The sequence below is a fragment of the Janthinobacterium sp. GW822-FHT07H10 genome, assembly GCF_058798675.1.
Genome location: NZ_JBXAKS010000006.1, coordinates 102,279 through 128,684, shown reverse-complemented (window position 1 = coordinate 128,684; position 26,406 = coordinate 102,279). Strand labels below are relative to the sequence as shown.

Sequence of the window (26,406 nt, the reverse complement as noted above, 5' to 3'; positions counted from 1 at the left end):
TTTATTCCATGCAAGCTGACGACGTCTGTACCACGCAAAAAGCCGCCGAATTGCTCGGCATTTCCGTCACCTCGGTGCAGCAGCTGGTGGAGGCGGGCGTCATCGAGGCGTGGAAGACCAAGGGCGGCCACCGCCGCATCCCCCTGTCGGCCGTGCACGCCTACAAGAGTGGCTACACACAACATAGTCAGGAGTCGCGCGCGCCGCGTCCCGCGCGGCAGGACAGCGGCCTGCGCGCGCCTTCCATCCTCGTGATCGAGGATCATCCTATCGAGCGTGCGCTGTATCAAAAGCAGATTGCCTCATGGGGCTTGCAGGCCAGCTTGCGCTTCTGCGAAAATGGCTACCAGGCATTGCTGGAAATCGCCCGCGACCAACCCGATATTTTATTGAGCGATATCATCATGGAAGGCATCGACGGCTACGAAGTGATACGCACCATCCTGGCCGACCCGCTGCTGGCGGACATGCACATCGCCATGCTGTCGAGCCTGTCGCCGGAAGCGCTCGATGCAAGGGGCGGCGTGCCGCCGGGCGTGGTGTTCTTCTCCAAGCCCGTCAACTACGACGAATTGCGCGGCTACCTGCGCGCCTGCTGCGCCAGCCACGCGCGGCTCGGCACCGCCTGAGGCCGTCCAGCCATGCCAGCCTACCGCCATATCGACCCCGCCCTGCTGCTGCACGCCGCCTGCCAGGACGTGCCGCTGTTCCTCACGCTGTGCCAGACCTATCTCGATACGGCGCCGGCCATGTTTGGCCAGCTCGCGCAGGCCGTGCGCAGCGGCACGCCGCAAGCCATCGTGCACGGCAGCCATGGCTTGCGCGGCAGCGTGGCGCTGCTGGGCGCCACGGCGCTGGTCAGCCGCCTGGCCGAGCTGGAACGGCTGGCGCGCCTGCAGGAGCGGCCGGCGCCGGGCTGGCTCGATGAAACGGCGCGCCTGCTGGCGCTCGTGGAGGCGGAAGTGCGGCGCTGCATGGCCGAGTACCAGGAAACGCAAGCATGAATGGCGCAGCTGACTTGCTAATTAAAAATCAATTCCTTATTGGAAATGTTATACTTATCTCAATCAACCATGGAGCCTGCGATGATCGTGTGCCGTGACCTTCTGCTGAGAGCCTTCATGCTGGGCATGCTGCTCTTCGTCGTCGGCGAATCGCTGTCCTACTGGACGCCGGAAGTCAAGAAGCTGCTGGCCTGGCGCCCGTCCTGACTTCCCTCAGCCTTCACGCCCATCGACGCGCGCGCGCCACAGGTAAGGCGCATACACCAGCATATACAAGGCAAACGCCAGCGACCAGCACAAGCCTGCCGCCCACAGCGACGGCAGCACCGATGGCGTGGGGCCGACAGCTGCCAGCAGCCGCGCCAGCGCACCCAGCTGCACCAGCCAGTACATGCCCGCTTCCGCCCTGCCCGCCTTGAGGGGGCGCCCCGTGTGGCCCAGGGTCGTGCGCGTCATCATGCCGATGATCAGGCCCGCCATCGACCCCACGGTCAACGCGTGGAATGCGGCGCTGGCCGGCAGCAGCTGCCAGCTGGCCAGCGCCAGCAGCGCAAAGCCGATGCCTATCCACGCGTATGACAGGTGCAAGATCCACAGCAGCGGTACGCGCAGGGTGCGCCGCGGCTGCCAGGCCAGCAGGTTGGCCAGCGACATGGCGCTTGCCGCCAGGGCCAGCGGCGCCGTCGCCCAGGCCGGCGCGCCCGCCAGCCAGGCGATGCTGGCCAGCGCCATGCATCCCACGGCCATCAGCGCCCGCTTCGGACTGGCCACGGGCGTGCTGCCCGGTGCGCCATTGCGCGTAAACATGGGAATGACGCGCGCGCCGATCACCGATTCGATCAGCACGATAATCAGAATGGCCGCCTGCACGGGCAGGAACAGCGACAGCGACAGCCAGCCCAGCGCGGCCGCATGATACAGGCCGTTGGCCAGCGCCAGCAGGGCCAGCAAGCCGACGAGGAACAGGTTGCGCGTATTGCCCGAGCGGCGCAGCACGCGGTACAGCGGATACGTGGCCAGCGGCAGGAACAGCCAGTCCACCAGCGCCGCCATGGGCGCCAGCGGGCCGTTTAGGCACAGCATGGCCATGCGTCCGGCCAGCCACAGCCCCGCCAGCGCCATCAGCGGCGCGCCGTGCGGCGTGGGCAGCCCCGTCCAGTTGCGCCCCGCCGTGTACAGGAAGCCGACGATGACGGCCAGCGCGAAGCCGAACACCATCTCGTGCATATGCCAGCCCAGCCCGACGTGCAGACCGCCCTGCAGCAGGCTGGCATAGCTGGCCAGCCACAGGGGAATGCTGACAGCCGCGAACAGTGCGGCCAGCAGGTAGAACGGACGAAAACCCAGCTGCCAGACGGCATGGCGGGCATGCCACGGTGCGGCACCGGGAGCGGCGGCAGGAGATGATGGTTCGCTGATGGGAGTAATGGCCATGGTGGACTCGCGCTTAAAGATATATTCAATATACTACTTTAAAAGCGCAATGGCGGCCATCGGCAAAAAGGACTAGAAGGGCTAGAAGGACGGGAAGGATGGCGCGACGGCCATGGGGCCCGAGCCGAGAGGCCAGCCCCCGGCATCGCGCTGCCGGCTACTTGCCCTGGCGGTGCTCGACCGCGTACACGGCCGCCTGCACGCGGCTGGTCAGGTTGAGCTTTTTCAGCACGTTCTGCACGTGGATCTTCACCGTGCTTTCGGCCAGGTCCAGCGTGCGCGCGATGCCCTTGTTGCTCTCGCCGCGCGACAGGCAGTCGATGATTTCCTTTTCGCGCGGGGTCAGCTTGTCCAGCTCCGACACGGGTTCTTCGCGCCGCGTGCCCGCCTGCAGCTGCGCCACCAGCTTGCCCGTCATGGCTTCGGCGATGACGACTTCGCCGGCGGCCGCGCGGCGGATGGCGCGCACCAGGTAATCGGCGTCGATATTCTTGATCAGATAACCGCAGGCGCCCGCGCGCAGGGCCGTGGCCAGGTCTTCGGCGTCCTCGGAGACGGTCAGCATGACGATGGCTGTGTCCGGGCAATCGTGCTGCATCAGCTGCAGCGCTTCCACGCCGGACATGCCGGCCATGTTCAGGTCCAGCAGCACCACGTCGGGCTGCAGCTGGATGGCGCGCTTGATGCCTTCCACGCCGTCGGCCGCCTCGCCCACGACGGAAAAATCCGTATGCCGCTGCAGCAGCGAGCGTATGCCGCTGCGGAACAGCGCGTGGTCATCGACCAGCATGACGGTGATCGGTTTGACGGGAGTCTCCATTTTTTATGCTTTCAGGTGCTTGCGCGATGATGGTTCAAGTGATGGCTCATGCGGCGCGCCGCTGCGCGCGCGGCAGGTGCAGCTCGACCGTGGTACCCCGCCCTGGCGCGGCATGCACCTCGAACGTAGCCTCGATGCGCTGCGCGCGCTCGCGCATGATGTGGATGCCGACATGGCTGTCGCCCTTTTCCAGCACGGCCGCGGCATCGAAACCGACGCCGTTGTCGCTGATCGTCAGCGTAAAGTCCTGGTGATCGTCCAGCCGCACCTCGACATGGCTGGCCTGGGCGTGCTTGCGGATGTTCGACAGCGCTTCCTGCACGATGAATAATAGCTGCAATTGCTGCTCGCGTGGGAATGGCGCGCCATCGACATCGGCCAGCAGTTCGGCGTCGATGCCCGTCTGGCGACGGAATTTCTCCAGCGCCGCGCGCAGGGAGCCGATCAAGTCGTCTTCCATCAGACGGCTGCGGAAGTTCGCCAGCAGCTCGCGCACGTCTTCATAGCTTTCCTTCACGCCCGCATGCAGGGCCGGCACGATGCCGGCCACCTCGTCGAAACGCGCATTGCGCACGGAGTCGTCGAGCATCTGCACTTGCAGGTTGAGGAAATTGAGGCTTTGCGCAATGCTGTCGTGCAGGCCCTGCGCCACCAGGTTGCGCTCTTCGGAAATGGCCATCTCGCGTTCGCGCGCGGCCAGGCGCAGGTTTTCCAGCGCGATGCCCAGCAGCTGGCCCAGGGTTTCCAGCAAGGCCAGCTCGCGCGCGGAAAACACGCGCGCATGGCGGAAATGCAGGTTGAAGAAGCCCAGGTGCTGTTCATGCGCATGGATATGGAAGACGGAGACGGTGGCGAAGCCTTCGCGGTGACAGCGCAGCTCGTGCGCCTTGTCGATGCGGCGCATGTCGTGCACCTTCGCCACCTTCATTTCGACGGCCGTGCCGCACAGGCAGTCGCCCACCTTCAGGCAGTGTTCGGACGCCACCAGTTCCTCGGACAGGCCCGTGTGCACCACCATGTGCAGGTTGCCGCGCTCGGCGTCGAGCACGCGCACGGTGGAGCCATCGGCCTCGAAATAATCGACGATGCGCTGCATGAAGCCGCCGCAGATGTCTTCCAACGGCTGCGGGCGCTGCAAGAAGGCGGCGCTTTCGTACAGCAGCGCCAGTTCGCGGTTGCGGTATTCGAGGGTGGCCGTCTTGCTGCGCACGCCCTCTTCCAAATTGCCGTACAGGGCTTGCAGGCGGTCGGCCATCTGGTTGAAGCCACTGGCCAGCTGGCCGAATTCGTCATTGCTCTCGACGGCCAGGCGCACGCTGAAATCGCGCTCCTTCATGCGCTGCATGCCCAGGCGCAGCCGCGTCACGGGCTCGATGATCAGCATGAACATCAGGAAGATCATGCTGACCGTGCCGAGTATCGCCATGGCCAGCAAGACCAGCTGCGAGGCGCGCAGCCAGAACGTGCGCTGCTCGCTATCGTGCTCGATCAGGCGCACCAGCTGGTCGACCTGGCCGACAAAGGTGTCGGCCTCATGCTCGAACTGGCGCGCGCGCGCCGTGCTGTCGGCGGCCAGGGCGGCCGGGCGCAAGCCATCGCGCCAGGCGTCGCCGATGCGCTCGAATTCGGACTTGATGGCGGTGCTGGGCGGCAGGAACAAAGGACGCTGCGGGTCGCCGTGGGCGATCTTGGCCAGGGTTTCGTCGATCAGCAGCGCCTGCTGCTGCGCCTGCACGCGGGCATCGCTGGCGATCAGCAGGGTCAGACGGTAGGTCTGCATGCGCAGCCGCCCTGTCTCGTTGATGGCGGCCGAACTGCCTTCCAGCTGCCACGACAGGAACAGGGTGCAGCCGATGGCCGTCAGGGCCAGGACCAGCATGAGCAGCAGCGCGCCGACGATCTTGGTCGACAGTTTCTGCCAGGAGGAAAACATCGCTTTAAATTTCATACATCCTTTACTTGGCACCGCACCGTTCAGCCTCCGGTTTGGGCCATGAAACGGATAATCTTGTCCGGCTGCGTGTTGAAATCATGCTGCTGCGGCTTCAGTTCGATGGCCGCGCGGATCGCCGCTTCCAGCTCCGCATCGGTGGCGCCGCCACGCAGCATGGGACCGAAGGCGAATTTCTCTTCCTGTCCCAGGCACAGGTACAGGGTACCATCGACGGACAGGCGCACGCGGTTGCAGCTGGCGCAAAAATGCTGCGACATGGGCGTGATGAAGCCGATGCTCGAGCGTCCATCGGGCGTGGCCAGGTAGCGCGCCGGCCCGCCGCCCAGCTCCTGCGCCTGCGGCACCAGGCCAAAGCGGGCCGCCAGGCGCTCGCGCACGGCAGCCAGCGGCATGTAGTGGGCATCGCGCCCCGTGCTGCCCATGGGCATGGCTTCGATCAGGCGCAGGATGAACTGCTGCTCGATGCAAAACGCCGCCATGGCCTCGATCTGGCCGTCATTGACGCCGCGCATGGCCACCATATTGATCTTGATCGGGTCAAAACCGGCCGCCTTGCCCGCCATCAGGCCATCGAGGATGGGTTGCAGGCTGTCGCGCCCCGTGATCTGCTGCATGCAGGCGCGGTCGAGCGAATCGAGGCTGACATTGATACGGTCCACGCCCGCCGCGCGCAAGGCCGTGGCGTGCTTGCCCAGTTGCGTGGCATTCGTCGACAGCGACAGATCCTGCAGGCCGGGCAGCGACGACAGCTTGCGCGCCAGCTCGGGCAGCTTGCGCCGCAACAGCGGCTCGCCGCCCGTCAGGCGCACGCGGCGCGTGCCGAGGCGTACGAAAATGCCCAGCAGGCGCTCGATTTCATCGAACGTCAGCCAATCCTTCGGTTCTTCGAAGCCGCGAAAGCCCTTGGGCATGCAATAACTGCAGCGCAAGTCGCAGCGGTCGGTGACGGACAGCCGCACATAATCGATCGAACGGCCAAAACGGTCCTGCAACTTGACGCTACTCATGACGCTACTCCTGTTTCTTCCTCGATTGTAAAGGCTGGGGCACGATCTGACTGTGCCCCAGAAGGCCTAGCGGCCTACGCCTTCCGGTCTATTGCACTAACGGACTGGCTGTGCCTTCCAGCTCGATGCCGGCGATCTCGGCGCGGCCCACCAGCAAATGCAGGTACTGGTGCACGGCGCGCTGCCAGGCCGCGCGCGACAGGCGGTCGGCGATCTGCGCCTGCACCGCCTCGTAGGGAATGGCCTGGCCTTCGACCCGGCGCAGCACCTGCACCACGTGGTAGCCGAAGCGCGTTTCCAGCAAGTGGCCGGCCAGCGCGCCCTCTTCCAGGCGAAACAGCAGCGCATCGAATTCCGGCACGCTCTGGCCCGGCGACAGCTGGCCCAGATTGCCCCCCAGCGCGCCGGACGGGCAGTTCGAGTACTGCGCCGCCAGTTCCGCAAAGCGCTCGGGCGCCAGTTTCAAGGCATCGAGCACGGCTTGCGCCGTGGCGCGCAGCAGTTCCAAAGGCGCCTCGGGCGTCACCTGGAACAGGATGTGGCGCGCCTCGACCAGCGCGCCGCTGCGAAACAGCTGCGGGCGCTGCGCGTAAAACGTGCGGCAGGCCGCATCGTCGGCGGGCGGCACGCGCACTTCCTGCGCGAACAGCGCCTCGATGCGGTCATCAATGCTGGTGCCCTGCACGCCGAGGCGCTGCGCCTCGTCCAGCAGCAACCGGCGCAGCACCAGTTCATGCACGGCCTGTTTCAGCGGATTGCCGGCCCTGTCGTGATGCGGCAGTTCCTGCGCGATGTCGGCATCGTCGATATCGATGCCATTGACGGAGATTCCCATCTTACTTTCCTTCCATAAATAGCCTGAAAAATCGTCGCGAGCGGAGATGAGTTGCGGCTGAGAAGCGCAGCTGTGCGCATGCACAGTGAGTATCGCAGGCCGAAAATCGCTACGCGCAGTAGATTTTTCATGGCGTTTTTTAACGGCGGCGCACCAACTGATAGGCGCGGCCCAGGTAGCCGATGGCGCCAAAGCCGCTCCACACGTGCACCAGGCGGGTGAACGGGAAGATGACGAACAGCGACATGCCCATGAACAGGTGCAGCTTGAAGACCAGCGGCGCGTCGACGATGAAGCTGGCCGCGTCGGCGCGGAAGGTGACGATGTGCTGCGCCCATTGCATCAGCAAGACCATCATGTGGCCATCCATGTGCGAGGCGGAGACAAAGATCGACGACAGACCCAGCAGCAAGGTCAGCAAAATCCACAGCATCACCAGCTTGTCGCCGGCCGTGGTGACGGCGCGCAGCCGGTCATTGGAAAAGCGGCGCGCCAGCAGGATCAGCAAGCCGACCAGGCACAGGCCGCCCATCACGCCGCCGGCCGCCATGGCCACGCCCTGCTTCAGGCTGTGCGACACGCCCAGGGTGTCCCACACCCAGACAGGGGTCAGCAAGCCGGCCGCATGGCCGAACAGCAGGCCGATGATGCCGATATGGAACAGGATATTGCCCAGGCGCAGGCTGCCGCGGTGCAGCAGCTGGCTGGAATCGGACTTCCACGTGTATTGCTCGCGGTCGAAACGGATCAGGCTACCGAGAAAAAAGATGGCCAGCGCGATGTACGGATAGATGCCGTAGACGAATTGATGCAGGTAATGACTCATGATGTACTCCTCTTCATGCGGACGCCGTTCAGGCGGCGCGCCGCGGCTGCGGGTGAAAATGCACGGGATGGACGCCGCCCGCGACCTGGCCATGGCCTTGGCGCAGCAGCGGCTCGACGCCGTCCGCACCTGGACCGAAGGTTTCCAGCGCTTCGTCCATGTCGCGCACCGGCGGTTCGGCCAGCGTTTCTGCCGCCACGGGGCTCAGGCGTTCGAGCAGGGTGAAGACAGGCGCATACGGGCTGCCGTTGGCCGCCAGCTTGCGGCCGATATGCGCCAGCACGTGCACGGCGTCGCCCAGCAATGGCGCGGCAGCCGCCTCGTCGAGCTGCGCCAGGAACTCCAGGAACAGCGGCACGAAGTCGGGCAAGTCGTCGCCCACCATCTGCAGGCCGTGGCGCTTGTATTCCTCCATCAGGTCGACCATGGCCTGGCCCCGGTCGCGCGATTCGCCGTGGATATGCTCGAACAGGTGCAGCGAGTGCGAGGGATTGCGGTCGAAGGTGGCTACGTACTGCTGCTGCAGGTCGATCAGGCTGCTGCTTTCCAGGTGCGCCAGCAAGGGCCGCAGCAGCGCGTGCTGTTCCGGCACGGCCGCCAGCGCGGCATCGAGCTGCGGCAGGTGGGCGATCAGCTCGGGCTCCGGATACAGCAGCAGGCGCGAGAGGATGTGATAGTGGTTCATGGCGTAGTCCATATGAGCTCCTTAAGCGCCTGGCGCCGTTTTGCGCGACTTCGGCATCTGCATGAAGATGGCCGAACCGTGTTTTTTCTTGCCGAACAAGGTCGGCTCGCTGACTCCGTCCGAGCAGCCATTGCCGAAGCTGAAGCCGCAGGAACCCTTCTCGTTGAAGCTGTCCTCGGCCATTTCCTTGTGGCTGCTGGGGATGACGAAGCGGTCCTCGTAGTTGGCGATGGCCATGATGTGGTACATGTCCTCCACCTGCGCCTGGGTCAATCCCACCTGCTTGAGCACCGTCAGGCTTTCCACCTTCTCGACGGTCTTGCTGCGCATGTAGGCGCGCATGGCCAGCATGCGGTCCAGCGCCGAGACGATGGGCGGCTGGTCGCCGGCCGTCAGCAGATTGGCCAGGTACTGCACGGGAATGCGCAGGCTTTGCGTATCGGGCAGCATGCCGTTCACGCCCAGCTTGCCCGATTCGGCGGCCGCCTGGATCGGCGACAGCGGCGGCACGTACCACACCATCGGCAAGGTGCGGTATTCGGGATGCAGCGGGAACGCCACCTTCCACTCGACGGCCATCTTGTAGACGGGCGACTTGACGGCAGCTTCCAGCCACAGGTCGGGGATGCCCTGGCGGCGCGCCTCGGCGATGATGGCCGGGTCGTGCGGATCGAGGAACAGGCCGAGCTGCGCCTGGTACAGGTCCTGCTCCTGCGGCACGGAAGCGGCGGCCTCGATCCTGTCGGCGTCATACAGCAGCACGCCCAGGTAGCGGATGCGGCCCACGCACGTTTCCGAGCACACGGTAGGCTGGCCCGCTTCGATGCGGGGGAAGCAGAACGTGCACTTCTCCGCCTTGCCGGACGACCAGTTGTAGTAAATCTTCTTGTACGGGCAACCGGAAATGCACATGCGCCAGCCGCGGCACTTGTCCTGGTCGATCAGCACGATGCCGTCGTCTTCGCGCTTGTAGACGGAGCCGGACGGGCAGGACGCCACGCACGTCGGATTGAGGCAATGCTCGCACAGGCGCGGCAGATACATCATGAAGGTGTTCTCGAACGTGCCGTACATCTCCTTCTGCATGTTGTCGAACAGCTTGTCCTTGCTGCGCTGGGCAAATTCGCCGCCCAGGTCATCTTCCCAGTTCGGGCCCCACTCGATCTTTTCCATCTTCTTCCCCGTCAGCACGGAGATCGGACGGGCCGTCGGCGGCGTCTGCGACAGCGGCGCGCTTTGCAGGTGCTCGTAGTCGTAGGTGAACGGCTCGTAGTACTCGTCGATGGCGGGCAGGTTCGGGTTGGCGAAGATATTCGCCAGGATTTTCAAACGGCTGCCCTGGCGCGGCTCGATCTTGCCTGCATCCGTGCGGCGCCAGCCGCCATTCCACTTGTCCTGGTTTTCCCACTGCTTCGGATAGCCGATGCCCGGTTTCGTCTCGACGTTGTTGAACCATGCGTACTCGACGCCGTCGCGACTGGTCCACACGTTCTTGCACGTGACGGAACAGGTGTGGCAGCCGATGCACTTGTCCAGGTTCAGCACCATGCCGATTTGCGCTCTGATTTTCATACTATGCTCCTTCTTCCTGCAACGGGCCTTCGAGCCAGTCGACCTTGTTCATCTTGCGCACCAATACGAATTCATCGCGGTTGGAGCCCACCGTGCCGTAATAATTGAAGCCGTAGGCCAGCTGGGCGTAGCCGCCTATCATGTGCGTCGGCTTGGGCACGGCGCGCGTCACCGAGTTATGGATGCCGCCCCGCTTGCCCGTCATCTCCGCGCCAGGCACGTTGATGATCTTTTCCTGCGCGTGGTACATCATCGTCATGCCGGCCGGGATGCGCTGGCTGACGATGGCGCGCGCCGTCAGGGTGCCGTTCACGTTGAAGACTTCGATCCAGTCGTTGTCGACGATGCCGGCCGTCTTGGCGTCGATTTCCGACAGCCACACGTGCGGTCCGCCGCGCGACAGGGTCAGCATGCGCAGGTTGTCCGAATACGTGGAGTGGATGCCCCACTTCTGGTGCGGCGTCAAAAAGTTCAGCGCCAGCTCCTTGTTGCCGTTCGGCTGGGTGCCCAGCAGCGCTTCCGTCGTCTTCGTGTTGATGGCCGGCTTGTACACGCACAGCCCTTCGCCGAAGTCGCGCATCCACAGGTGATCCTGGTAGAACTGCTGGCGGCCCGTCAGGGTGCGCCATGGGATCAGTTCATGCACGTTGGTATAGCCGGCCGTGTAGCTGACTTCCTCGCTTTCCAGGCCCGACCACGTGGGCGAGGAAATGATCTTGCGCGGCTGCGCCTGCACGTCGCGGAAGCGGATGCTGTCATGCTCGCGCGGCAGCGCCAGATGCGTGTGCTCGCGTCCCGTGATGGCGGACAGCGCGGCCCAGGCTTTCACGGCCACGTGGCCATTCGTTTCCGGCGCCAGCGACAGGATCATCTCGGCCGCATCGATGGCCGTATCGAGGCGCGGCTGGCCCTGCGACACGCCTTCTTCCAGCACCGTGCGGTTGATACCGCGCAGCACGTCCACTTCATGGCCCGTTTTCCAGGAAATGCCCTTGCCACCATTGCCGATGCTTTCCAGCAGCGGGCCGATCGACGTGAATTTCTTGTAGACGTCGCGGTAATTGCGCTCGACCACCGTCATGTTCGGCATGGTCTTGCCGGGAATGGCCTCGCATTCGCCGGCGCGCCAGTCCTTGGGATCGAAAGGCTGGCCCAGTTCGCCGGGCGTGTCGTGCATCAGCGGCGTGAGGATGATGTCTTGCTGGGTGCCCAGCAGCTCGCCGCCGATTTCCGAGAATTTCTCGGCGATGCCCTTGTAGATTTCCCAGTCCGACTTCGATTGCCACAGCGGCTGCACGGCTTCCGACAGCGGATGGATGAACGGATGCATGTCCGACGTATTCAAGTCGTCCTTTTCATACCAGGTGGCCGTCGGCAGCACCACGTCGCCGTACAGGCAGGTGGTCGACATGCGGAAATCCAGCACCACCAGCAGATCGAGCTTGCCTTCGGCGGCCGGGCGCACCTTCACCTGCTGCGGTTTCAGGCAGTCGTCTTCGTCGCTGAGCAAGCCGTTCTGCGTGCCGAGCAGGTATTTCAGGAAGTACTCGTGGCCCTTGCCCGAGCTGCCGAGGATATTCGAACGCCAGACGAACATATTGCGCGGGAAGTTGGCCGGATTGTCCGGATCGTCGCACGAGAACTGCAGCTGGCCCGCCTTGATCTGGTCGAGCGCATACGCGGCCGGCGCCTGCCCTGCCGCCCTGGCGGCCTTGGCTACTTCCAGCGGATTGGTTTGCAGCTGCGGCGCCGATGGCAGCCAGCCCATGCGCTCGGCCTTGGCGTTGTAGTCGAGCAGGGTCAGGTCGCCCGTGCCGCCGGCCGCCGATGGCGAGGCGATGTCGCCCGTTTCCAGCTTTTCATGGCGCCACTGGCTCGTGTGCGCATAGAAGAACGAGGTGCCGTTCATCTGGCGCATCGGGCGCACCCAGTCCTGGGCGAAGGCCAAGGGCGTCCAGCCCGTTTGCGGACGCAGCTTTTCCTGGCCCACGTAATGGGCCCAGCCGCCGCCCGACTGGCCGATACAGCCGCACATCATCAGCATGTTGATGATGCCGCGGTAGGTCATGTCCATGTGGTACCAGTGATTCAGGCCGGCGCCCACGATGACCATGCTCTTGCCGCGCGTCTGGTCGGCGTTTTCCGCGAACTGGCGCGCCACGGTGATGACGTCGGCGCGTTTCACGCCCGTGTGCTTTTCCTGCCACGCGGGGGTGTACGGCACGTCGTCGTCATAGCTTTCCGCGACATTTTCTCCGCCGAGGCCACGGTCGATGCCGTAGTTGGCCAGGGTCAGGTCGAACACGGTGGTCACCAGGCCCGTCGTGCCGTCGGCCAGGCGGATGGTTTTCACGGGCACCTTGCGCAGCAGCATGTCGGCCGCATCCTTGCCGCCGAAGTAGGCAAAACCCACTTCCGTGACGGCGTCGCTGTCGTTGATCATGGACAGCATCGGCACGATGGGCGCGCCGCTGCCGCCCGCCTTCTGTTCCAGGTTCCACTTGCCCGACTCGCCCCAGCGGAAGCCGATGGAGCCGGCCGGCGCCGTGATCGCCCCCGTGCTTTCGTCGATGACGAGGGTTTTCCATTCCGGGTTGTTGGTCTCGTCGAGGTTGTTGTCCAGGTGCGAGGCGCGCAGGAAGTAGTCGGGCACCAGCGTGCCGTTATGCTCCTTGAGCAGCACCAGCATGGGGAAATCCGTGTACTGGCGCGCATAGTCGCGGAAGTAGGCGCTCTGGCCTTCCGCATGGAATTCCTTGAGGATGACGTGGCCCATGGCCAGCGCCAGCGCGGCGTCCGTGCCCTGTTTCGGCGCCAGCCAGATGTCGCCGAACTTCACCATTTCGCCGTAGTCTGGCGAGATGGCCACGGTTTTCGTGCCCTTGTAGCGCACTTCCGTGTAGAAGTGGGCGTCGGGCGTGCGCGTCATCGGCACGTTCGAGCCCCACACCATCAGGTAAGTCGAGTTGTACCAGTCGGCCGATTCCGGCACGTCCGTCTGTTCGCCCCACACTTGCGGGCTGGCCGGCGGCAGGTCGCAGTACCAGTCATAGAAGCTCAGGGCCACGCCGCCGATCAGCGACAGGTAGCGCGTGCCGGAGGCATAGCTGACCATGGACATGGCGGGAATCGGCGAAAAGCCGACGACGCGGTCCGGGCCGTATTTCTTGATCGTCAGCGCATTCGCGGCGGCGATGATCTCATTCGATTCGTCCCACGTGGCGCGCACGAAACCGCCCAGGCCGCGGATGGACTTGTATTGCTGCGAGCGCACGGGGTCCTGGCTGATCCAGTCCCAGGCCGTGACGGGGTCCATGGTCTTGCGCGCTTCGCGCCACATTTCCATCAGGCGACCGCGCACCATCGGGTACTTCACGCGCTGCGCCGAATACACATACCAGGAATAGCTGGCGCCGCGCGGGCAGCCGCGCGGTTCATGGTTGGGCAGGTCGGGACGCGTGCGCGGGTAATCGGTTTGCTGGGTTTCCCAGGTGATCAGGCCATTCTTGACATACACCTTCCAGCTGCACGAGCCGGTGCAGTTCACGCCATGCGTGGAACGCACGATCTTGTCGTGCTGCCAGCGCTGGCGGTAGGCGTTTTCCCAGGTACGGTCTTCATCGACCACGGTGCCATGGCCGTTTGAAAACGGCTCGGCGGGCTTGCTAAAAAATTTCAGGCGGTCCAGAAAGTGACTCATGCTACCTCCACATTGCGCCGCGGACAGCGGCGCCAGGTCTTAAGAAACGCTGCAAGCACGATGGCTCAAGCGTCGATACAAACAGTCTAGCGATGCGCCCTGCGCAGCGGTATTGGCAAGAAGTCGGTTTCCGGCACCAGGAATGCATAGGCGCGTAGTCACCCGGATAGTCACTATTGCCTATGGGCGGCACGCGCGCGCTGCGGTATACCTGTCGCCATCATTCAACCAGGAGGAAAGCCATGCCCATTACCGATTACGCCAGCCTGCTGCGCAGCGCACGCACCCAGGAACAGCCGCAACGGCTGCTGTTCACGTTTACCCAGGCGCAGGCCCAGCCTGGCGGCCAGGGCAAGTCGCTGACGCCCGTGATGTGCGCCGACAAGCTGCCCGATGAACTGGACAGCTTTGAAAAACTCACGGAGGAATCGAAGCAGATGCAGACGCACTGGGACGTGGTCTTCGTGGCGGGACTGGCGGGCCAGCACGGCCAGCCGCCCGCGCCGCAGGAATGCGAGGCGCCGCTGCGCGCCATGGTGACGGCCATCGAGCAAGGCCGCATCGATACATTGCTGGCGTTCGACCGCAGCGGCGATTTGCTGCGTTTCAGCTGAGGGAACTTGTCGGATGACGCCCTGCGGGCCAATCCGACCTGCCTGAAGTGTCGTCATGTAGGTCGGATTAGGGCGGCAACGCCGCGCGTAATCCGACACCTCTACCTGGCCGCATCCGGCCACGGCCGCTCGTGCAGGTGGCGCGCCCGCTCGATGGGACAGACGAGGGGCAAAAACTGCTGCTGGCGCGCCGAATAGGCCATCAGCGCCCCGCTGTCGATATCGAAATACCATCCATGCAGTTTCAATACGCCCTGCTCCACCCGGCGCTTCAGCCACGGATAGGTGAGCAGGTTGTCCAGCGACTGCAGTATGCTGGCTAGCTCGCACGCATGATGCTGTTCCGCCGACGAGCGGTGTCCGAGGTCGCGCCGCACGCGCTGCGCCACCGGTTCGGCGATGCGCATCCACTGCCCCACGAAGTCCGTTTCCTGTCCCTGCGCGCGCGGCTGGGGTTCCAGCAGCGCGCGGATGCCGCCGCAGCGCGCATGCCCGAGCACGATGACCCTGGCCACTTCGAGCTTGCAGACGGCAAACTCGATGGCCGAACTGACGCCGGGCGGCGCATCGGGGGTACACGGCGGCACCAGGTTGGCGATATTGCGCACGACGAACATGTCGCCCGGGTCGCTGCCCGTCAGCAGCATGGGATCGACGCGCGAATCGCAGCAGCCGATCAGCAGGGTCGAAGGCCGCTGCCCGTCGCGCAAGCTGTCGTACAAAGTCTGCGGCTCGCTGAAATACTGCTGCTGAAACAGGCTGAAGCCGTTGACGAATTTTTCCAGTTCTTCCATCACATACTCTCATTTCCTCAACGCCTGGCAAGACCGGCTTGCCAGGCATGCCAACTTTAGCAAGGCATAGGCGCATTCTTGCGCGCATAGCACCACCAGGTAATCGCGATGCAGCTGACGTAGAAGCCGATGAAGCACCACAGGGCCGCGTCGGGGCTGCCCGTCATGGCGATCGAGGTGCCGTAGCTTTTCGGGATGAAGAAGGCGCCGTAGGCCGCCACGGCCGACGTGAAGCCCAGCACGGCCGCGCCTTCCTTGTTGGCGTCGACGATGGCCTGCTCCTGCGCCGCCTTGCCCTTGCCGGCCGCGGCGCGCTGATGCTCGGTCAGGAAAATCACGGGGATCATGCGGAAGGTCGACGCATTGCCGATGCCGGTGCCGGCGAACAGCAGCATGAACATCCAGAAGAAGCCATTGAAGTTACCGCCAACGCCGCCTTGCGGCATGAAGTACAGCACGCCCAGCACGGCGCCTATCATCAGCAGGAACGACCACAGGGTGACACGCGCGCCGCCCAGCTTGTCCGAGATCACGCCGCCGGCCACGCGCGCCAGCGCACCCACCAGGGGGCCGAGGAACGCGTAGTCGAGCGGATTGACGTCGGGGAACTGGATCTTGATCAACAGCGGAAACGCGGCCGAATAGCCGATGAAGGAACCGAAGGTGCCCGTGTACAGCCAGCACATGAGCCAGTTGTGCTTGCGCTTGAAGATCACGGCCTGCTCGGAAAACGAGGCCTTGGCCGACGCCAGGTCATTCATGCCGAACCAGGCCAGCAAGGTGGAGAGCGCAATGAACGGCACCCAGATGAAGCCCGCATTCTGCAACCACATGTCCTTGCTCACGCCATTCTTGACCCAGGTCAGCGCATCGCCGCCCCAGGCGCCGAAGACGGCAAACGTGATCACCAGCGGCACGACGAACTGCACCACCGACACGCCCAGGTTGCCCAGGCCCGCGTTCATGCCCAGCGCGAAGCCCTTGCTCGCCTTCGGATAGAAAAAGCTGATGTTGGCCATCGACGAGGCGAAATTGCCGCCGCCGAAGCCGCACAGCAGCGCCAGGATCAGCATCGTCGGATAGCCCGTGTTCACGTCCTGCACGGCCAGGCCGATGCCGATGGCGGGGATCAAGAGCGAGCCGGTGGAAATGGCCGTCCAGCGCCGGCCGCCGAAGATCGGCACCATGAACGAGTAAAAGATGCGCAAGGTGGCGCCGGACAGGCCCGGCAAGGCCGTCAGCCAGAACAGCTGGTTGTTACTGTAGGTGAAGCCGATGTTGGGCAGGTTCACCACCACCACGCTCCACACCATCCACACGGCGAACGCCAGCAGCAGTGCGGGAATCGAAATCCACAGATTGCGCGCGGCCGTGGCCTTGCCCGTGCTTTGCCAGAAGCTCGGTGTTTCCGGCTCCCACGTATTGATCATGTAGCGGCTCATGTTTTTACTCCTGCAGGTTGATTGGTAGTGGCCGCGCGCAGCGGCTTGAACGAGAAATGCATCCAGACGAGCGAGACGCAGACGGTGCCGTACAACAGCATGAAGGCGCTCGAACGCACGCCGGTGAAGTCGACCAGGGCACCGAACATCACGGGCAGGATGAAGCCACCGAGGCCGCCGGCCAGGCCCACGACGCCCGAGACGGCGCCGATGTTGTCGGAAAAATCATCGCCGATGAACTTGAAGACGGACGCCTTGCCCACCGCCATGGCGATGCCGACGATGAACAGCAGCACGGTGAACCACAGCGGCGACAGGCCGATGTGGAAGGCCAGCGGCCCCGTGACGGTTTCCACCACCATCTGCGTCTGCGGGTACGACAGCAGGAAAAAGCACACCCAGCACACCCACATCACGGCCCAGGTGACTTTCGCCGCACCGTATTTGTCCGAAATCCAGCCGCCCAGCGCGCGCAGCACGCCGCCCGGCAGCGAGAAGCAGGCGGCCAGCAGCGCCGCGTGGCTCAGGTCGAAGCCGTATTCGGCCACGTAGTACTTCGTCATCCACAGCGCCAGCGCCACATAGCCGCCGAACACCACCGAGTAGTACTGGCAGTAGCGCCACACGCGCGGGTCCTTCAGCACCTTCATCTGCGCCGAAAAGCTCTCGCCCGATGGCGCCAGGTGCGATTTGTCCGTGTACGAGAACAGCCAGAAGATGACGGCCGTGGCCAGCATGGCCACCGCATACACCTTGGGCAGCATCTGCCAGCCAAAGGCGGCGACGATGCCGGGCGCGACGAACTTGGTCAGCGCGGAACCGGAGTTCCCGGCGCCGAAGATGCCCATGGCCAGGCCGCGGCGCTCCTTCTCGTACCAGCGCGCCACGTAGGGCGTGCCGACGGAAAACGAACCGCCCGCCAGGCCCACGAACATGCCCAGCAAGAGGAAATGCCAGTAGGCGGTGGCGTAGGCGATCAGGTAGATCGGCACCACGCTGGCCAGCATCAGCAGGAAGAAGACGCGGCGTCCGCCGTATTTGTCCGTCCAGATGCCCAGCGGCACGCGCACGAGTGAGCCCGTCAGCACGGGCATGGCGGCCAGCAGGCCGAATTGCGTTTCAGTCAAGCCCAGGCTGGTCTTGATGGGGATGCCCAGTACGGCGAACATCATCCATACCGCGAAGCAGATCGTGAAGGCAAAGGTACTGCTGACCAGCACGGACGCCTGCTTGCGCCGCATGCCCGGTTCGGCTGCCTTGTTGTTGTTACTGTTCTTGTTAGTGCCATCTAGGGTAGCCACGATGTTTCTCCATGAATGCACTGGCCGTCTGGCCAGCCGTCCCGACCAGCTTACGTGCCAGCCGCGAAAGGCACTATCGGCCACAGGGTGATTCTGGAAAGGCAATCTGGATAGCCGCATCGGCAAAAGTGACTAGGCGATGCGGGATGGACCTAGCCAGGATGGCGGGGGATTTTACAAAACGCCGCGTTTTTGGCACACTCGGCGCCTGGAGAAAAAGGAGCGGCATGGAGCACAGCGGCGCAGCAGACGAGACCATCACCCGCGCGGCGGCATCTGGCGATGTGGAAGCCATGCTGGCCTGCGACGCCTACGCGCAGGCGCACGCCGCCCGCGGCGAGGCCGTGCGCGCCGCCGTCGGCAAGGGACACTGCCTGCTCGCCACGCGGGCCGGCCAGGTCGCCGGCTATGTGCTTCTGCACGACGACTTCTTCGGCTACGGCTTCATATCCCTGGTGGTGGTGTCGCCCGCGCACCGGCGCCTGGGCGTGGGAGAGCGGCTGCTGGCAGCCGCCGTGGCAGCGTGCCCGACGGAGAAAATGTTCACTTCGACGAACCGGTCCAACCTGGCCGCGCAACGGCTGTTCGCCAGCGCCGGCTTTGTGCGCAGCGGCCGGATCGAGCATCTCGATGAGGGCGATCCGGAGCTCGTGTATGTCAAATTCCTGCGCTAGGGCCACCTTGTTCCGACGGCGTATGGCGCGCAAGGCCAAAGGCGGCTATGCTGGCGCCACTCTCAATGACGGCAGCATACATACATGGACTATCTGAGCCTCAAGCATTTCCACATGGGTTGCGCCGCCGCCAGCGGCTTTCTGTTCCTCCTGCGCGGCGCATGGATGCTGCGCGCCTCGCCCGCGCTGCAGCAGCGCTGGGTGAAGGTGCTGCCGCACCTGGTCGACACGGCGCTGCTGCTCAGCGCGGTCACGCTGGCCGTGTGGAGCGGCCAGTCGCCGGGCAGCCAGCCCTGGCTGGCCGCCAAGCTGTGCGCGCTGGTGGGCTACATCGTGCTGGGCACCATCGCCCTGAAACGCGGCAAGACGCCAGCCGCGCGCGGCGCCGCGTTCGCCGGCGCCGTGCTGCTGTTTGCCTACATCGTCGCCGTGGCCGTCACCAAGCAGGCCTGGCCATTCTGATCGATCAGAAGATGTAGCGCAGGGTGACGCTGGCATTGCGCGGCGCGCCCCAGTAAGCCTGGTTGTACATGCCGATCTGGCTGTAGTAATGCTTGTCGAACAGGTTGTTGATGTTCGCCTGCAGCGACAGCTGGCGCGACAGCGCGTATTTCGCCATCAGGCTGGCCACGGCGTAGCCGCCCTGCGCCACGCGTTCGACGCCCTGCGGTCCCGTGGCATCGCGGTAAGCGCCGCTCTGCCAGTTCACGCCGCCGCCCACCGACAATGCGCGCCACCCGCCAGGCAGCTGGTATGTGGAAAACACGCGCGCCAGGGTCTGCGGCACGTAGCTGTTCAGGCGCGCGCCCTTGTTATCCTTGGCCGCCGCGTGCGACACGCTGGCCGACACGTTCCAGCCCTGCGCCAGTTCGCCCGACACGTCCAGTTCCACGCCCTCGCTGGTGGTGCCATCCGCCGCATAATAGGCCTGCGTCAGCGAATTGCCGACGAAGTGGCCCGTATCTTCCTGCGCCAGGCCATCCTGCGCGATGCGGAACACGGCCAGCGCCGCATTCAGGCGGCCGCCGAAGTATTCGCCCTTCACGCCCACTTCCGCGTTCTTGCCCTGCACGGGATCGAGGTAGCGGCCGAAGCGGTCCTGGTTGCCCTGCGGCTTGAAGATCTTGCTGTAGCTGGTGTACAGCGCATGCTGCGCGTCGATATCCCACACCAGGCCCGCATACGGCGTGACGGCGTGCTTGGCGTAGGCGTAGCTGCCGCCCCAGTCGTCGACATGGTCCGCCTTGTAGCGGCTGTAGCGCGCGCCGACGATCAGCTTGAGCGGATCGGCCAGCGAAAAGCGCGCCGTGCCATAGATGCCGCGCTGCTGCACCGTGTCAAGCAGCTTCCAGCGGTAGAAATCCGGGTCGTTCCAGTCCGGCTCGGGTGCCACGCCCTGCCACCGGTCAAAATTGCCGTAGTCGACGCTGCCGCCCGAGATACCGGGATTGCTGGCGAACTGGTTGCTGCCCGAGACGCCGAACGCCAGGTCGTGCGTGCGCCCCAGCCACTGGACGGGCCCCTGTACATAGGCGTCGACGCTGTCCTGGCGCCGCGTGCCCGCGTAAAAACCGGGGCTGCCCGTCACGCCCTGCCCCGTGGCCTTGTTCGGCCAGGTGTAGGCGAAGGTTTCGGCGGCCGAGTAGCTGCCCCAGCCGTGATTCAGCATGGCCGTCAGATTCCAGCCGCTGCCCAGCTCCTGCTCCAGGCGCAAAAAGGCCGTCTGGCTGGTGCTGAACCAGCGGCTCCAGGTGGCGGCCGTCGTCGCGGAGCGGGAAAACGTGGCCCGTTCGCCATCCGCATACCACAGCGGCAAGCCGCCATACATGCCGCCGCGCGGGCGGTTGTCCTGGTATTCATAGCCGGCGATCAGCACGCTGCCCGGCGCCAGGTCCGCTTCCACGGTGGCATACGCCATGGCTTTCTTGCCGTGATACAGGCGCACATACGATTCGCTGTCCTGGTAGCTGGCCACGATCCTGCCACGCACCTTGCCGTCCGCGCTCAATGGCGCGGAGAGATCCGCGCTGGCGCGCGCATTGTTCCAGGAAGCGAGGCTCAGGGCGGCCGCGCCGGCCAGCTGCGTCGACGACGCGCGCTTGCGCACCAGGTTGATGGTGGCCGACGGCTCGCCCGCGCCCGTCAGCAGGCCGGTGGCGCCGCGCACGATCTCGACCCGGTCGTAAGCCGTCATGTCCAAGGTGCTGTCGCCCACGTTATAGGCATTGTCGACCGTGGTGGGGATGCCGTCGTACTGGTAGCTGGCGATGGAAAAGCCGCGCGCGAAAAACGAGGTGCGGTCGCTGTCGTAGCGGTTGATGGCCACGCCGGCCGCGTTCTGCAGCACCTCTTCCACCGTCTGCAGGTTCTGGTCGTCCATCTGCTGGCGCGTGACCACGCTGACGGCTTGCGGCGTCTCGCGCGCGGACAGGCCCAAACGCGTGGCCGAGCGCATGGTCTGCGTCGTGTACGAGCCGCTGCCTTCCGTCGCGCCATGCGCATCGGCGCTGGCGGTGACTTTCATCTCCGGCATGGTCTGGCCCGCACTGGCCGGCGCCGCTTCCAGCACAAAGCCGCCATTCGCCTGCGGCACGGCGCGCAAGCCGGAACCGGCGACGATGGCGTCCAGCGCCTCGGGCACGCTGTAGCTGCCCGCCAGGCCGGCGCTGCGCTTGCCCGCCAGCGCTGCGGCCTGGTAGGAAATCATGGTGCCCGTGTCCTGGCCGAAGCGCACCAGCACCTGTTCCAGGGTACCGGCGGGTATCGCCACCTGCATGCGGGCGGCATTGTTTGCGTTGGCGGCCATGGCGGCGGGCGCCAGCGCCACGGCGCCGCCGGCGGCCAGCAGCCACAGGGCCTGGCTGACGGCCAGCGCGGCCACGCGGCGGCGGCATGGATGGGAAATGGAAGAGACGGAAGTCGGTGGTTTGCTCGGCATGCGGACTGTTTTCCTGAAAGTGAATGGAGGTTTCACTGTGCTTGTCACGCGAAAATCGAAAACCCCTCACTTTTTCTGGAAATATTTTATGGATGCTGGCGATGCGCCACCACCGTCACCCAGAAGCGCGTGGTCTGGCGCACGTCGACGGGCAAGCTGCGCGTCAGCATGTCGAGCACTTGCCCCGTGTCGGCCAGCGGGTAGATGCCGGAGACGCGCAGGTGGGCGATGGCCGGGTCGCACGCCAGGCGGCCATGGCGGTAGCGGGCCAGTTCGCCGATGAACTCCGGCAGCGGCATGTCGTGCGCCACCAGCATGCCGGTCGTCCAGGCATCGGCGCCGGCCGGCAGGGTTTGTGCCGCAGCGATCTGCATCGACGTGAAACTGGCCAGCTGGCCCGCGTGCAGCCTGCGCGCCACAGCGGGTGCACGCTCCGGTTGAATGTCGACGGCGCCTTCGAACACGCCCAGGCGGGTGGCGTCGCTGCCGGCGCGCACGGCAAAGCGCGTGCCCACGGGCTGCAAGCGGCCATGCGCCGTCTGCACGACAAAGGGACGGCCGGCCGGATCGCGCGCCGTGGCGACCATGATCTCGCCCTTTCGTACCGTCACCAGACGCTGGCCCGCGTCGTAGCGCACGTCGATGCTGGACGCCGTATTGAGCGCGATGCGTGTGCCATCCGCCAGCACCAGGTGGCGCAGCTCGCCCGTGCCCGTACGGTAGTCGGCTAGCCAGGAAGCCGCCTGTTCGTCGCCGCCCGCCAGCCAGGCGCCGCCGCCCACGGCCAGCAGCGCCAGCAGCTTGAGCGACTGGCGCCGCGCGGCATTCGCCTGCGCATGGACGGGTTTACGTGCCAGGGTGCCGTGCGCCAGCGACGCGGGCAAGCTGCGCATGCGCGCCATGCACGCTTCCACATGCTGCCAGGCCAGTTCGTTTTCCGGATCGCTGTCGCGCCAGGCGCGCCAGGCCTGCTCCACCTCGGGCGCGCAATCGCCGGCCTGCAGGCGCACCAGCCATTCCACGGCTTGCAGGCTGGCCGCGTGCGGCGTCAGGGCGCCCGTCACGGCGCCGGATGGGAAAAGAAGCACTGGTGCATGGCTTTCACCAGGTAGCGCTGCACGGTGGCCAGCGAGACGTCCAGCTCCAGCGCGATGGCCGCCTGCGGCATGCCGTCGAGCTGCGACAGCAGAAAGGCGCGGCGCACGGGCGGCGCCAGGCCGTCGAGGCGGCGGTCGATGTCGCACAGGGCTTCGAGCAGGATGGCTTGCGCCTCGGGATCAGGCGCGCACTGCGCCGGCAGGCCGGCCAGGGTTTCCAGGTAGGCCGCCTCCAGGTCGCGCCGCCGGTACAGATTGCCCAGCACGCCCTTGGCCACGGTCGTCAGGAAGGCGCGCGGCTCGCGCGCGCCGATGGCGTCATCGCGGCTCAGCAAGCGCATGAAGGTATCGTGCGCCACGTCGGCCGCGTCGAAGGCGTTGCCCAGCTTGTGCCGCAGCCAGCCCTGCAGCCAGCGGTGGTGGTCGTGATACAGGCCGCCCACCTCCTGGTGGACGCCGGATTGGGCAGCCGACACGGCATTCCTCGCGCGCAAATAATAATGATTCGCATTCTAACTTGCGCAGCCCGTACCGTGCAACCGCCGCCATGGCCCGTGGCAGGCCGGCAACAGCAGCCCTGTCCGGCAATAGCCGTGACGGCGCGTGCGGCGTCCGTCGAAAAACGGCAAGGCCTGCACTCTTGACGGCCATTGCCGCCGGCGGTAGAGACAGGCCCCCCTCGTGCAAGGCGCCGCATCGGCGGGCATGGCGATCAGCGGCCGGCCCGCCTGCCATCGCGAACTGCGGGCGCCGCTTGAGCGGCGCCCGCACTGCTGCCCGGCTCTGCGGAGCCGGACAGGGTTATTGCATCGGCAGCGCCGTCACGTCGACGGCCGGCGCCTGGCCCGTCGCCGGCCGCGTGAAGTTCTGGTTGGTCTTCACGTAGTCGGCGAAGAAGCCGCCGTTATGCAGGTAGAACTTGCCGTTTTCCAGGCCGCCCGCGTAATCCATGCGCTGCGCATTGGTGGCCGTGGCGTCGCCCGTGAAGCGCCCTGCTGTCACTTCCGACCAGGCGCCAGCGCTATTGCGCGCCCACTGGTTGCCGAACTGGACGCGGCGCTCCGTGTACCCCAGGGTGTCGATGAAGTTTTCGAGGAAGGAATGCACGCCCGTCAGGTAAGTGCTGATCGCCGGCCGCTTCCAGGTGGCGATGTAGCGCCACTTGCCCGTTTCCGGCGCAAAGAACCATGCCGAGTAGTCGCTGCCGCCGTTGCCGTCGGGCCGCGCGCGCGTGATGAAGCGGTAGGTCGTGCCGGCCGCCCAGTTATACGACAGATAGGTCTGGCCGCCCGTGCCCTCGCCGCCGAACGCATTGTCGACCACGCCGGCGCCCTTGCTGACCAGGGTGGTCTTGGCGCCATTGTCCGCATCCCAGACGGAGAACAGGATCCAGCGCTCGCTGGGCGACTTGACCTGGATGCCCATGTAGCCCTGGCTGAAGCCGTTGGCCATGAAGTACGAGCCGATGGCGTCCTGGCCCACGGGTATCGTCATCTCGTTGTAGAAATACTCGGTATTGGCCGGCACCGTGTAGCCCATGTGCACGGACGGTCCGCGCCGCGACCAGTAGTAATTTTCCGGGTCGTTGGCGTAATTGAGCGCGGCGCCGGACGTCACCTTCAGCGCGGCAACGTCGCCAAACGTGGCCTTCACGCGCGACAGGCCCTGCATGTCCACCTTCACATAGCCGGCTGCCGCCACGTTCACCGTGCCCACGGCATAGGTCTTGCGCGCCTTGCCGGCCAGCTTGACGTCGAACGGCGTGCCGTTGATCTTCACGCGGATGGTGCTGTTGCCGCCATCGGCCAGGCTGGCGTCCAGCGCCACCTGCACCGGCCCCGCCTCGGCGACGCGGAAATACGTGCTGGCGACGGCATTCGGATTGCTCCAGCTGGCCAAGCCTTTTTCATTGATGACGGCGCCACCGGCGCCGCTGGTGATGAAGGCATTGCCGGCCAGTGCCACGGTCGCCGGCGCGCCTGGCGCGGCCACGCTCATGGCCAGCAAGGCCGTGCCGCCCGTATCCGTGGCCGTGGCGGTGCTGCCGCCGCAGGCTGCCAGCAACATCGGCATGGCGGGAAGGAATGCATAGAGTAATGAACTTCTGTGTTTCATCAACGTCTCCTGGTGGTGCTGCTTGCGACGGGCGTACAGGGACCTGCAGCCTGCGCCGCGGTTGAAAAACTGGGGATAGATGAAAAAACCCGCTACGGCAGGTGGCGCGGTAGCGGGTTGTCGGTGCTTAGTACTTGCCGTCGAAGGCGAAAATCGGCTTGCGCGATTTCCACTGGCCGCCCGTGAAGTCGGGGAAGTCCAGGGTCTGGAAGTTGGCGGCGATCGATTGTTCGGACAACGGCGTGATGGCGCTCCAGGTGACGGCATCGTAGATGTCGATCGGCATCGGCGCGTTGGCCTTCAGCGCTTCGACAAAGGCGTGGATGACGAAGAAGTCCATGCCGCCATGGCCGGCACCCTCGGCCTGCGCCGCGTACTTGCGCCACAGCGGATGCTCATACTTGTCCTGGTAAGCCTTGAAGTCGTCCCACGCGTGCGGCTTGCTGACGCCTTCGATGTGGATGGAATTGTTCAAGTCCATCCACAGGCCGTCCGTGCCTTGCACGCGGAAGCCCAGCGAGTACGGGCGCGGCAGGCTCGTATCGTGCTGCAGGATGATGGTTTCGCCGTTTTCGCACGCCAGCGTGGTGGTGACGACGTCGCCCAGCCTGAATTTCACCTTGGCGTTCGCATGCTGCGCGCCGCCCGGCTGCTTGACGATATAGTCGTGCAAGCCGCGTGCCTTGGTGGCGAAGGCGTTGATGCGCGTGAAACGGTTGCCGCGGTTGACGTTGGTGTACATGGCGCATGGGCCGATGCCGTGGCTCGGATACAGCTCGCCGTTGCGCTCGACCGAGTGCTGCGTGCGCCAATGCGCTTCGGACCAGCCCTTTTCGCCGAATTCCACGCCGCCGCCATACGGCTTGGCCGGATTGCCGCTGTTGAATTTGACGGCGCGCAAATCGTGCTGGTAGCCGCCCTGCAGGTGCAGCAGTTCGCCGAACAGGCCGGCGCGCACCATCTGCAGCGCCGCCATCACGTCGCGGCGGTAGCACACGTTTTCCAGCAACATGTACGGCGTGCCCGTCTTCAGCTGGGTATTGAGCACATCCCAGTGGTCTTGCAGGGTGATGCCGGCCACCACTTCGCAACCGACGGGTATCTTCGCCTGCATGGCGGCAATCGCCATCGGCGCGTGGAATTCCCACGGCGTGGCGATGATCACGCCATCGAGGCCGCCCGCGTCGAGCATGCGCTTGTAGGCGTTCTGGTCGCGGTCTTCGCCGTAGGTGCGCGGCCGCGGCTTGCCGGCTTTCGCCACCTGGCCCAAAGCATGCTTGAGCATGATCGGTTCGATATCGCACAGGGCCACCACTTCCACGTCGTCGCGGCGCACCAGTTCAGCCAGCAGCACCTGTCCACGCATGCCCGTGCCGATCATGCCGAGGCGGACCTTGTCGCGGCCGCCGGCGGGGGCGGCAACGGCGTCGCCGGGCAGCAGCGCGCTGCCGGCCATGGCGCCACCGGCCAGCGCTGCGCTGGCGGACAGGAAATTGCGTCGATTGAATTGTGTCGTCATTAGTCTCTTCTCACTCCGTTGGTAATTGCCGGGCGCCCGCCAGGCCGGCACGGGCGCCCATGGATCCTGCCTTAC

The 26,406-nt window shown here is 65.2% G+C and carries 23 protein-coding genes; 6 read left to right on the top strand and 17 right to left on the bottom strand.

Annotated elements, in window-relative coordinates; all coding sequences use genetic code 11:
- The first annotated feature begins 8 nt into the window (after positions 1-8).
- From AC1RDJ_RS15695 to AC1RDJ_RS15685, 3 genes are all read left to right on the top strand, one after another.
- Positions 9-629 carry a response regulator gene (locus tag AC1RDJ_RS15695; protein WP_493028008.1) on the top strand — a complete coding sequence of 207 codons (621 nt, stop codon included), beginning with the start codon at positions 9-11 and terminating at the stop codon, positions 627-629.
- A 12-nt stretch (positions 630-641) separates the two neighbouring features.
- Positions 642-1,004 (top strand): Hpt domain-containing protein, encoded by a 363-nt coding sequence (locus AC1RDJ_RS15690; RefSeq protein WP_493028007.1) that lies wholly within the window; start codon positions 642-644, stop codon positions 1,002-1,004.
- Between the two features lie 81 nt (positions 1,005-1,085).
- Positions 1,086-1,211: a hypothetical protein gene (locus tag AC1RDJ_RS15685; protein ID WP_257786887.1), complete on the top strand. Its 126-nt coding sequence runs from the start codon at positions 1,086-1,088 to the stop codon at positions 1,209-1,211.
- A 6-nt stretch (positions 1,212-1,217) separates the two neighbouring features.
- Here AC1RDJ_RS15685 and AC1RDJ_RS15680 read toward each other — a convergent pair whose 3' ends face one another.
- From AC1RDJ_RS15680 to AC1RDJ_RS15640, 9 genes are all read right to left on the bottom strand, one after another.
- A complete protein-coding gene (locus tag AC1RDJ_RS15680) occupies positions 1,218-2,438 on the bottom strand; it encodes an NnrS family protein (protein WP_493028006.1) in 1,221 nt (406 codons plus the stop codon).
- A gap of 157 nt (positions 2,439-2,595) precedes the next feature.
- Positions 2,596-3,258, bottom strand: coding sequence for a response regulator (locus AC1RDJ_RS15675; protein ID WP_071323820.1), 663 nt, complete (start codon positions 3,256-3,258; stop codon positions 2,596-2,598).
- Between the two features lie 46 nt (positions 3,259-3,304).
- Positions 3,305-5,206 carry a type IV pili methyl-accepting chemotaxis transducer N-terminal domain-containing protein gene (locus AC1RDJ_RS15670; RefSeq protein ID WP_289886927.1) on the bottom strand — a complete coding sequence of 634 codons (1,902 nt, stop codon included), beginning with the start codon at positions 5,204-5,206 and terminating at the stop codon, positions 3,305-3,307.
- 26 nt (positions 5,207-5,232) lie between these two features.
- Positions 5,233-6,219: a GTP 3',8-cyclase MoaA gene (gene moaA / locus AC1RDJ_RS15665; protein WP_289886928.1), complete on the bottom strand. Its 987-nt coding sequence runs from the start codon at positions 6,217-6,219 to the stop codon at positions 5,233-5,235.
- A gap of 88 nt (positions 6,220-6,307) precedes the next feature.
- Positions 6,308-7,054 (bottom strand): peptidylprolyl isomerase, encoded by a 747-nt coding sequence (locus AC1RDJ_RS15660; RefSeq protein WP_493028005.1) that lies wholly within the window; start codon positions 7,052-7,054, stop codon positions 6,308-6,310.
- Between the two features lie 139 nt (positions 7,055-7,193).
- Complete coding sequence (gene narI / locus AC1RDJ_RS15655; RefSeq protein ID WP_071323824.1) at positions 7,194-7,880, bottom strand: respiratory nitrate reductase subunit gamma; 687 nt, start codon at positions 7,878-7,880, stop codon at positions 7,194-7,196.
- A 28-nt stretch (positions 7,881-7,908) separates the two neighbouring features.
- On the bottom strand, positions 7,909-8,577 hold the full coding sequence (gene narJ / locus AC1RDJ_RS15650; protein WP_232251283.1) for a nitrate reductase molybdenum cofactor assembly chaperone: 669 nt from the start codon (positions 8,575-8,577) through the stop codon (positions 7,909-7,911).
- 9 nt (positions 8,578-8,586) lie between these two features.
- Complete coding sequence (gene narH, locus AC1RDJ_RS15645) at positions 8,587-10,137, bottom strand: nitrate reductase subunit beta (RefSeq protein WP_493028004.1); 1,551 nt, start codon at positions 10,135-10,137, stop codon at positions 8,587-8,589.
- Position 10,138: 1 nt separating this feature from the next.
- Entirely contained in the window at positions 10,139-13,837 is a 3,699-nt protein-coding gene (locus AC1RDJ_RS15640; protein ID WP_493028003.1) for a nitrate reductase subunit alpha, read from the bottom strand.
- 242 nt (positions 13,838-14,079) lie between these two features.
- On the opposite strand from AC1RDJ_RS15640, the gene AC1RDJ_RS15635 reads away from it, so the two are divergent.
- Positions 14,080-14,451, top strand: coding sequence for a ribonucleotide reductase subunit alpha (locus AC1RDJ_RS15635; protein WP_493028002.1), 372 nt, complete (start codon positions 14,080-14,082; stop codon positions 14,449-14,451).
- Between the two features lie 101 nt (positions 14,452-14,552).
- On the opposite strand, the gene AC1RDJ_RS15630 is transcribed toward AC1RDJ_RS15635, so the two are convergent.
- From AC1RDJ_RS15630 to AC1RDJ_RS15620, 3 genes are read right to left on the bottom strand one after another with little or no spacing between them, the layout of a single operon-like run.
- Positions 14,553-15,245, bottom strand: a complete 693-nt coding sequence (locus AC1RDJ_RS15630) for a carbonic anhydrase (RefSeq protein ID WP_071323828.1) — start codon at positions 15,243-15,245, stop codon at positions 14,553-14,555.
- Positions 15,246-15,301: 56 nt separating this feature from the next.
- Positions 15,302-16,687: a NarK family nitrate/nitrite MFS transporter gene (locus tag AC1RDJ_RS15625; protein ID WP_289886933.1), complete on the bottom strand. Its 1,386-nt coding sequence runs from the start codon at positions 16,685-16,687 to the stop codon at positions 15,302-15,304.
- Positions 16,684-17,928, bottom strand: a complete 1,245-nt coding sequence (locus AC1RDJ_RS15620) for an MFS transporter (protein WP_071323830.1) — start codon at positions 17,926-17,928, stop codon at positions 16,684-16,686. Before AC1RDJ_RS15620 ends, AC1RDJ_RS15625 begins: the two co-directional genes overlap by 4 nt.
- A 287-nt stretch (positions 17,929-18,215) precedes the next feature.
- Between AC1RDJ_RS15620 and AC1RDJ_RS15615 the strand changes: the two genes are divergently transcribed.
- Positions 18,216-18,662, top strand: coding sequence for a GNAT family N-acetyltransferase (locus tag AC1RDJ_RS15615; RefSeq protein WP_071323831.1), 447 nt, complete (start codon positions 18,216-18,218; stop codon positions 18,660-18,662).
- 84 nt (positions 18,663-18,746) lie between these two features.
- On the top strand, positions 18,747-19,124 hold the full coding sequence (locus AC1RDJ_RS15610) for a SirB2 family protein (protein WP_071323832.1): 378 nt from the start codon (positions 18,747-18,749) through the stop codon (positions 19,122-19,124).
- A 4-nt stretch (positions 19,125-19,128) separates the two neighbouring features.
- On the opposite strand, the gene AC1RDJ_RS15605 is transcribed toward AC1RDJ_RS15610, so the two are convergent.
- The 5 genes from AC1RDJ_RS15605 to AC1RDJ_RS15585 form a co-directional block, all read right to left on the bottom strand.
- Positions 19,129-21,600: a TonB-dependent siderophore receptor gene (locus AC1RDJ_RS15605; RefSeq protein ID WP_493028001.1), complete on the bottom strand. Its 2,472-nt coding sequence runs from the start codon at positions 21,598-21,600 to the stop codon at positions 19,129-19,131.
- 86 nt (positions 21,601-21,686) lie between these two features.
- Positions 21,687-22,688: a FecR domain-containing protein gene (locus AC1RDJ_RS15600; RefSeq protein WP_493028000.1), complete on the bottom strand. Its 1,002-nt coding sequence runs from the start codon at positions 22,686-22,688 to the stop codon at positions 21,687-21,689.
- Positions 22,661-23,173 carry a sigma-70 family RNA polymerase sigma factor gene (locus tag AC1RDJ_RS15595; RefSeq protein WP_493027999.1) on the bottom strand — a complete coding sequence of 171 codons (513 nt, stop codon included), beginning with the start codon at positions 23,171-23,173 and terminating at the stop codon, positions 22,661-22,663. Before AC1RDJ_RS15595 ends, AC1RDJ_RS15600 begins: the two co-directional genes overlap by 28 nt.
- 325 nt (positions 23,174-23,498) lie before the next feature.
- The gene (locus AC1RDJ_RS15590) at positions 23,499-24,812 is read right to left on the bottom strand and encodes a DUF3472 domain-containing protein (RefSeq protein WP_071323836.1); all 1,314 of its coding nucleotides are present in this window, start codon (positions 24,810-24,812) and stop codon (positions 23,499-23,501) included.
- A 127-nt stretch (positions 24,813-24,939) separates the two neighbouring features.
- Positions 24,940-26,331 (bottom strand): Gfo/Idh/MocA family protein, encoded by a 1,392-nt coding sequence (locus AC1RDJ_RS15585; protein ID WP_071323837.1) that lies wholly within the window; start codon positions 26,329-26,331, stop codon positions 24,940-24,942.
- Between the last annotated feature and the right edge of the window lie 75 nt (positions 26,332-26,406).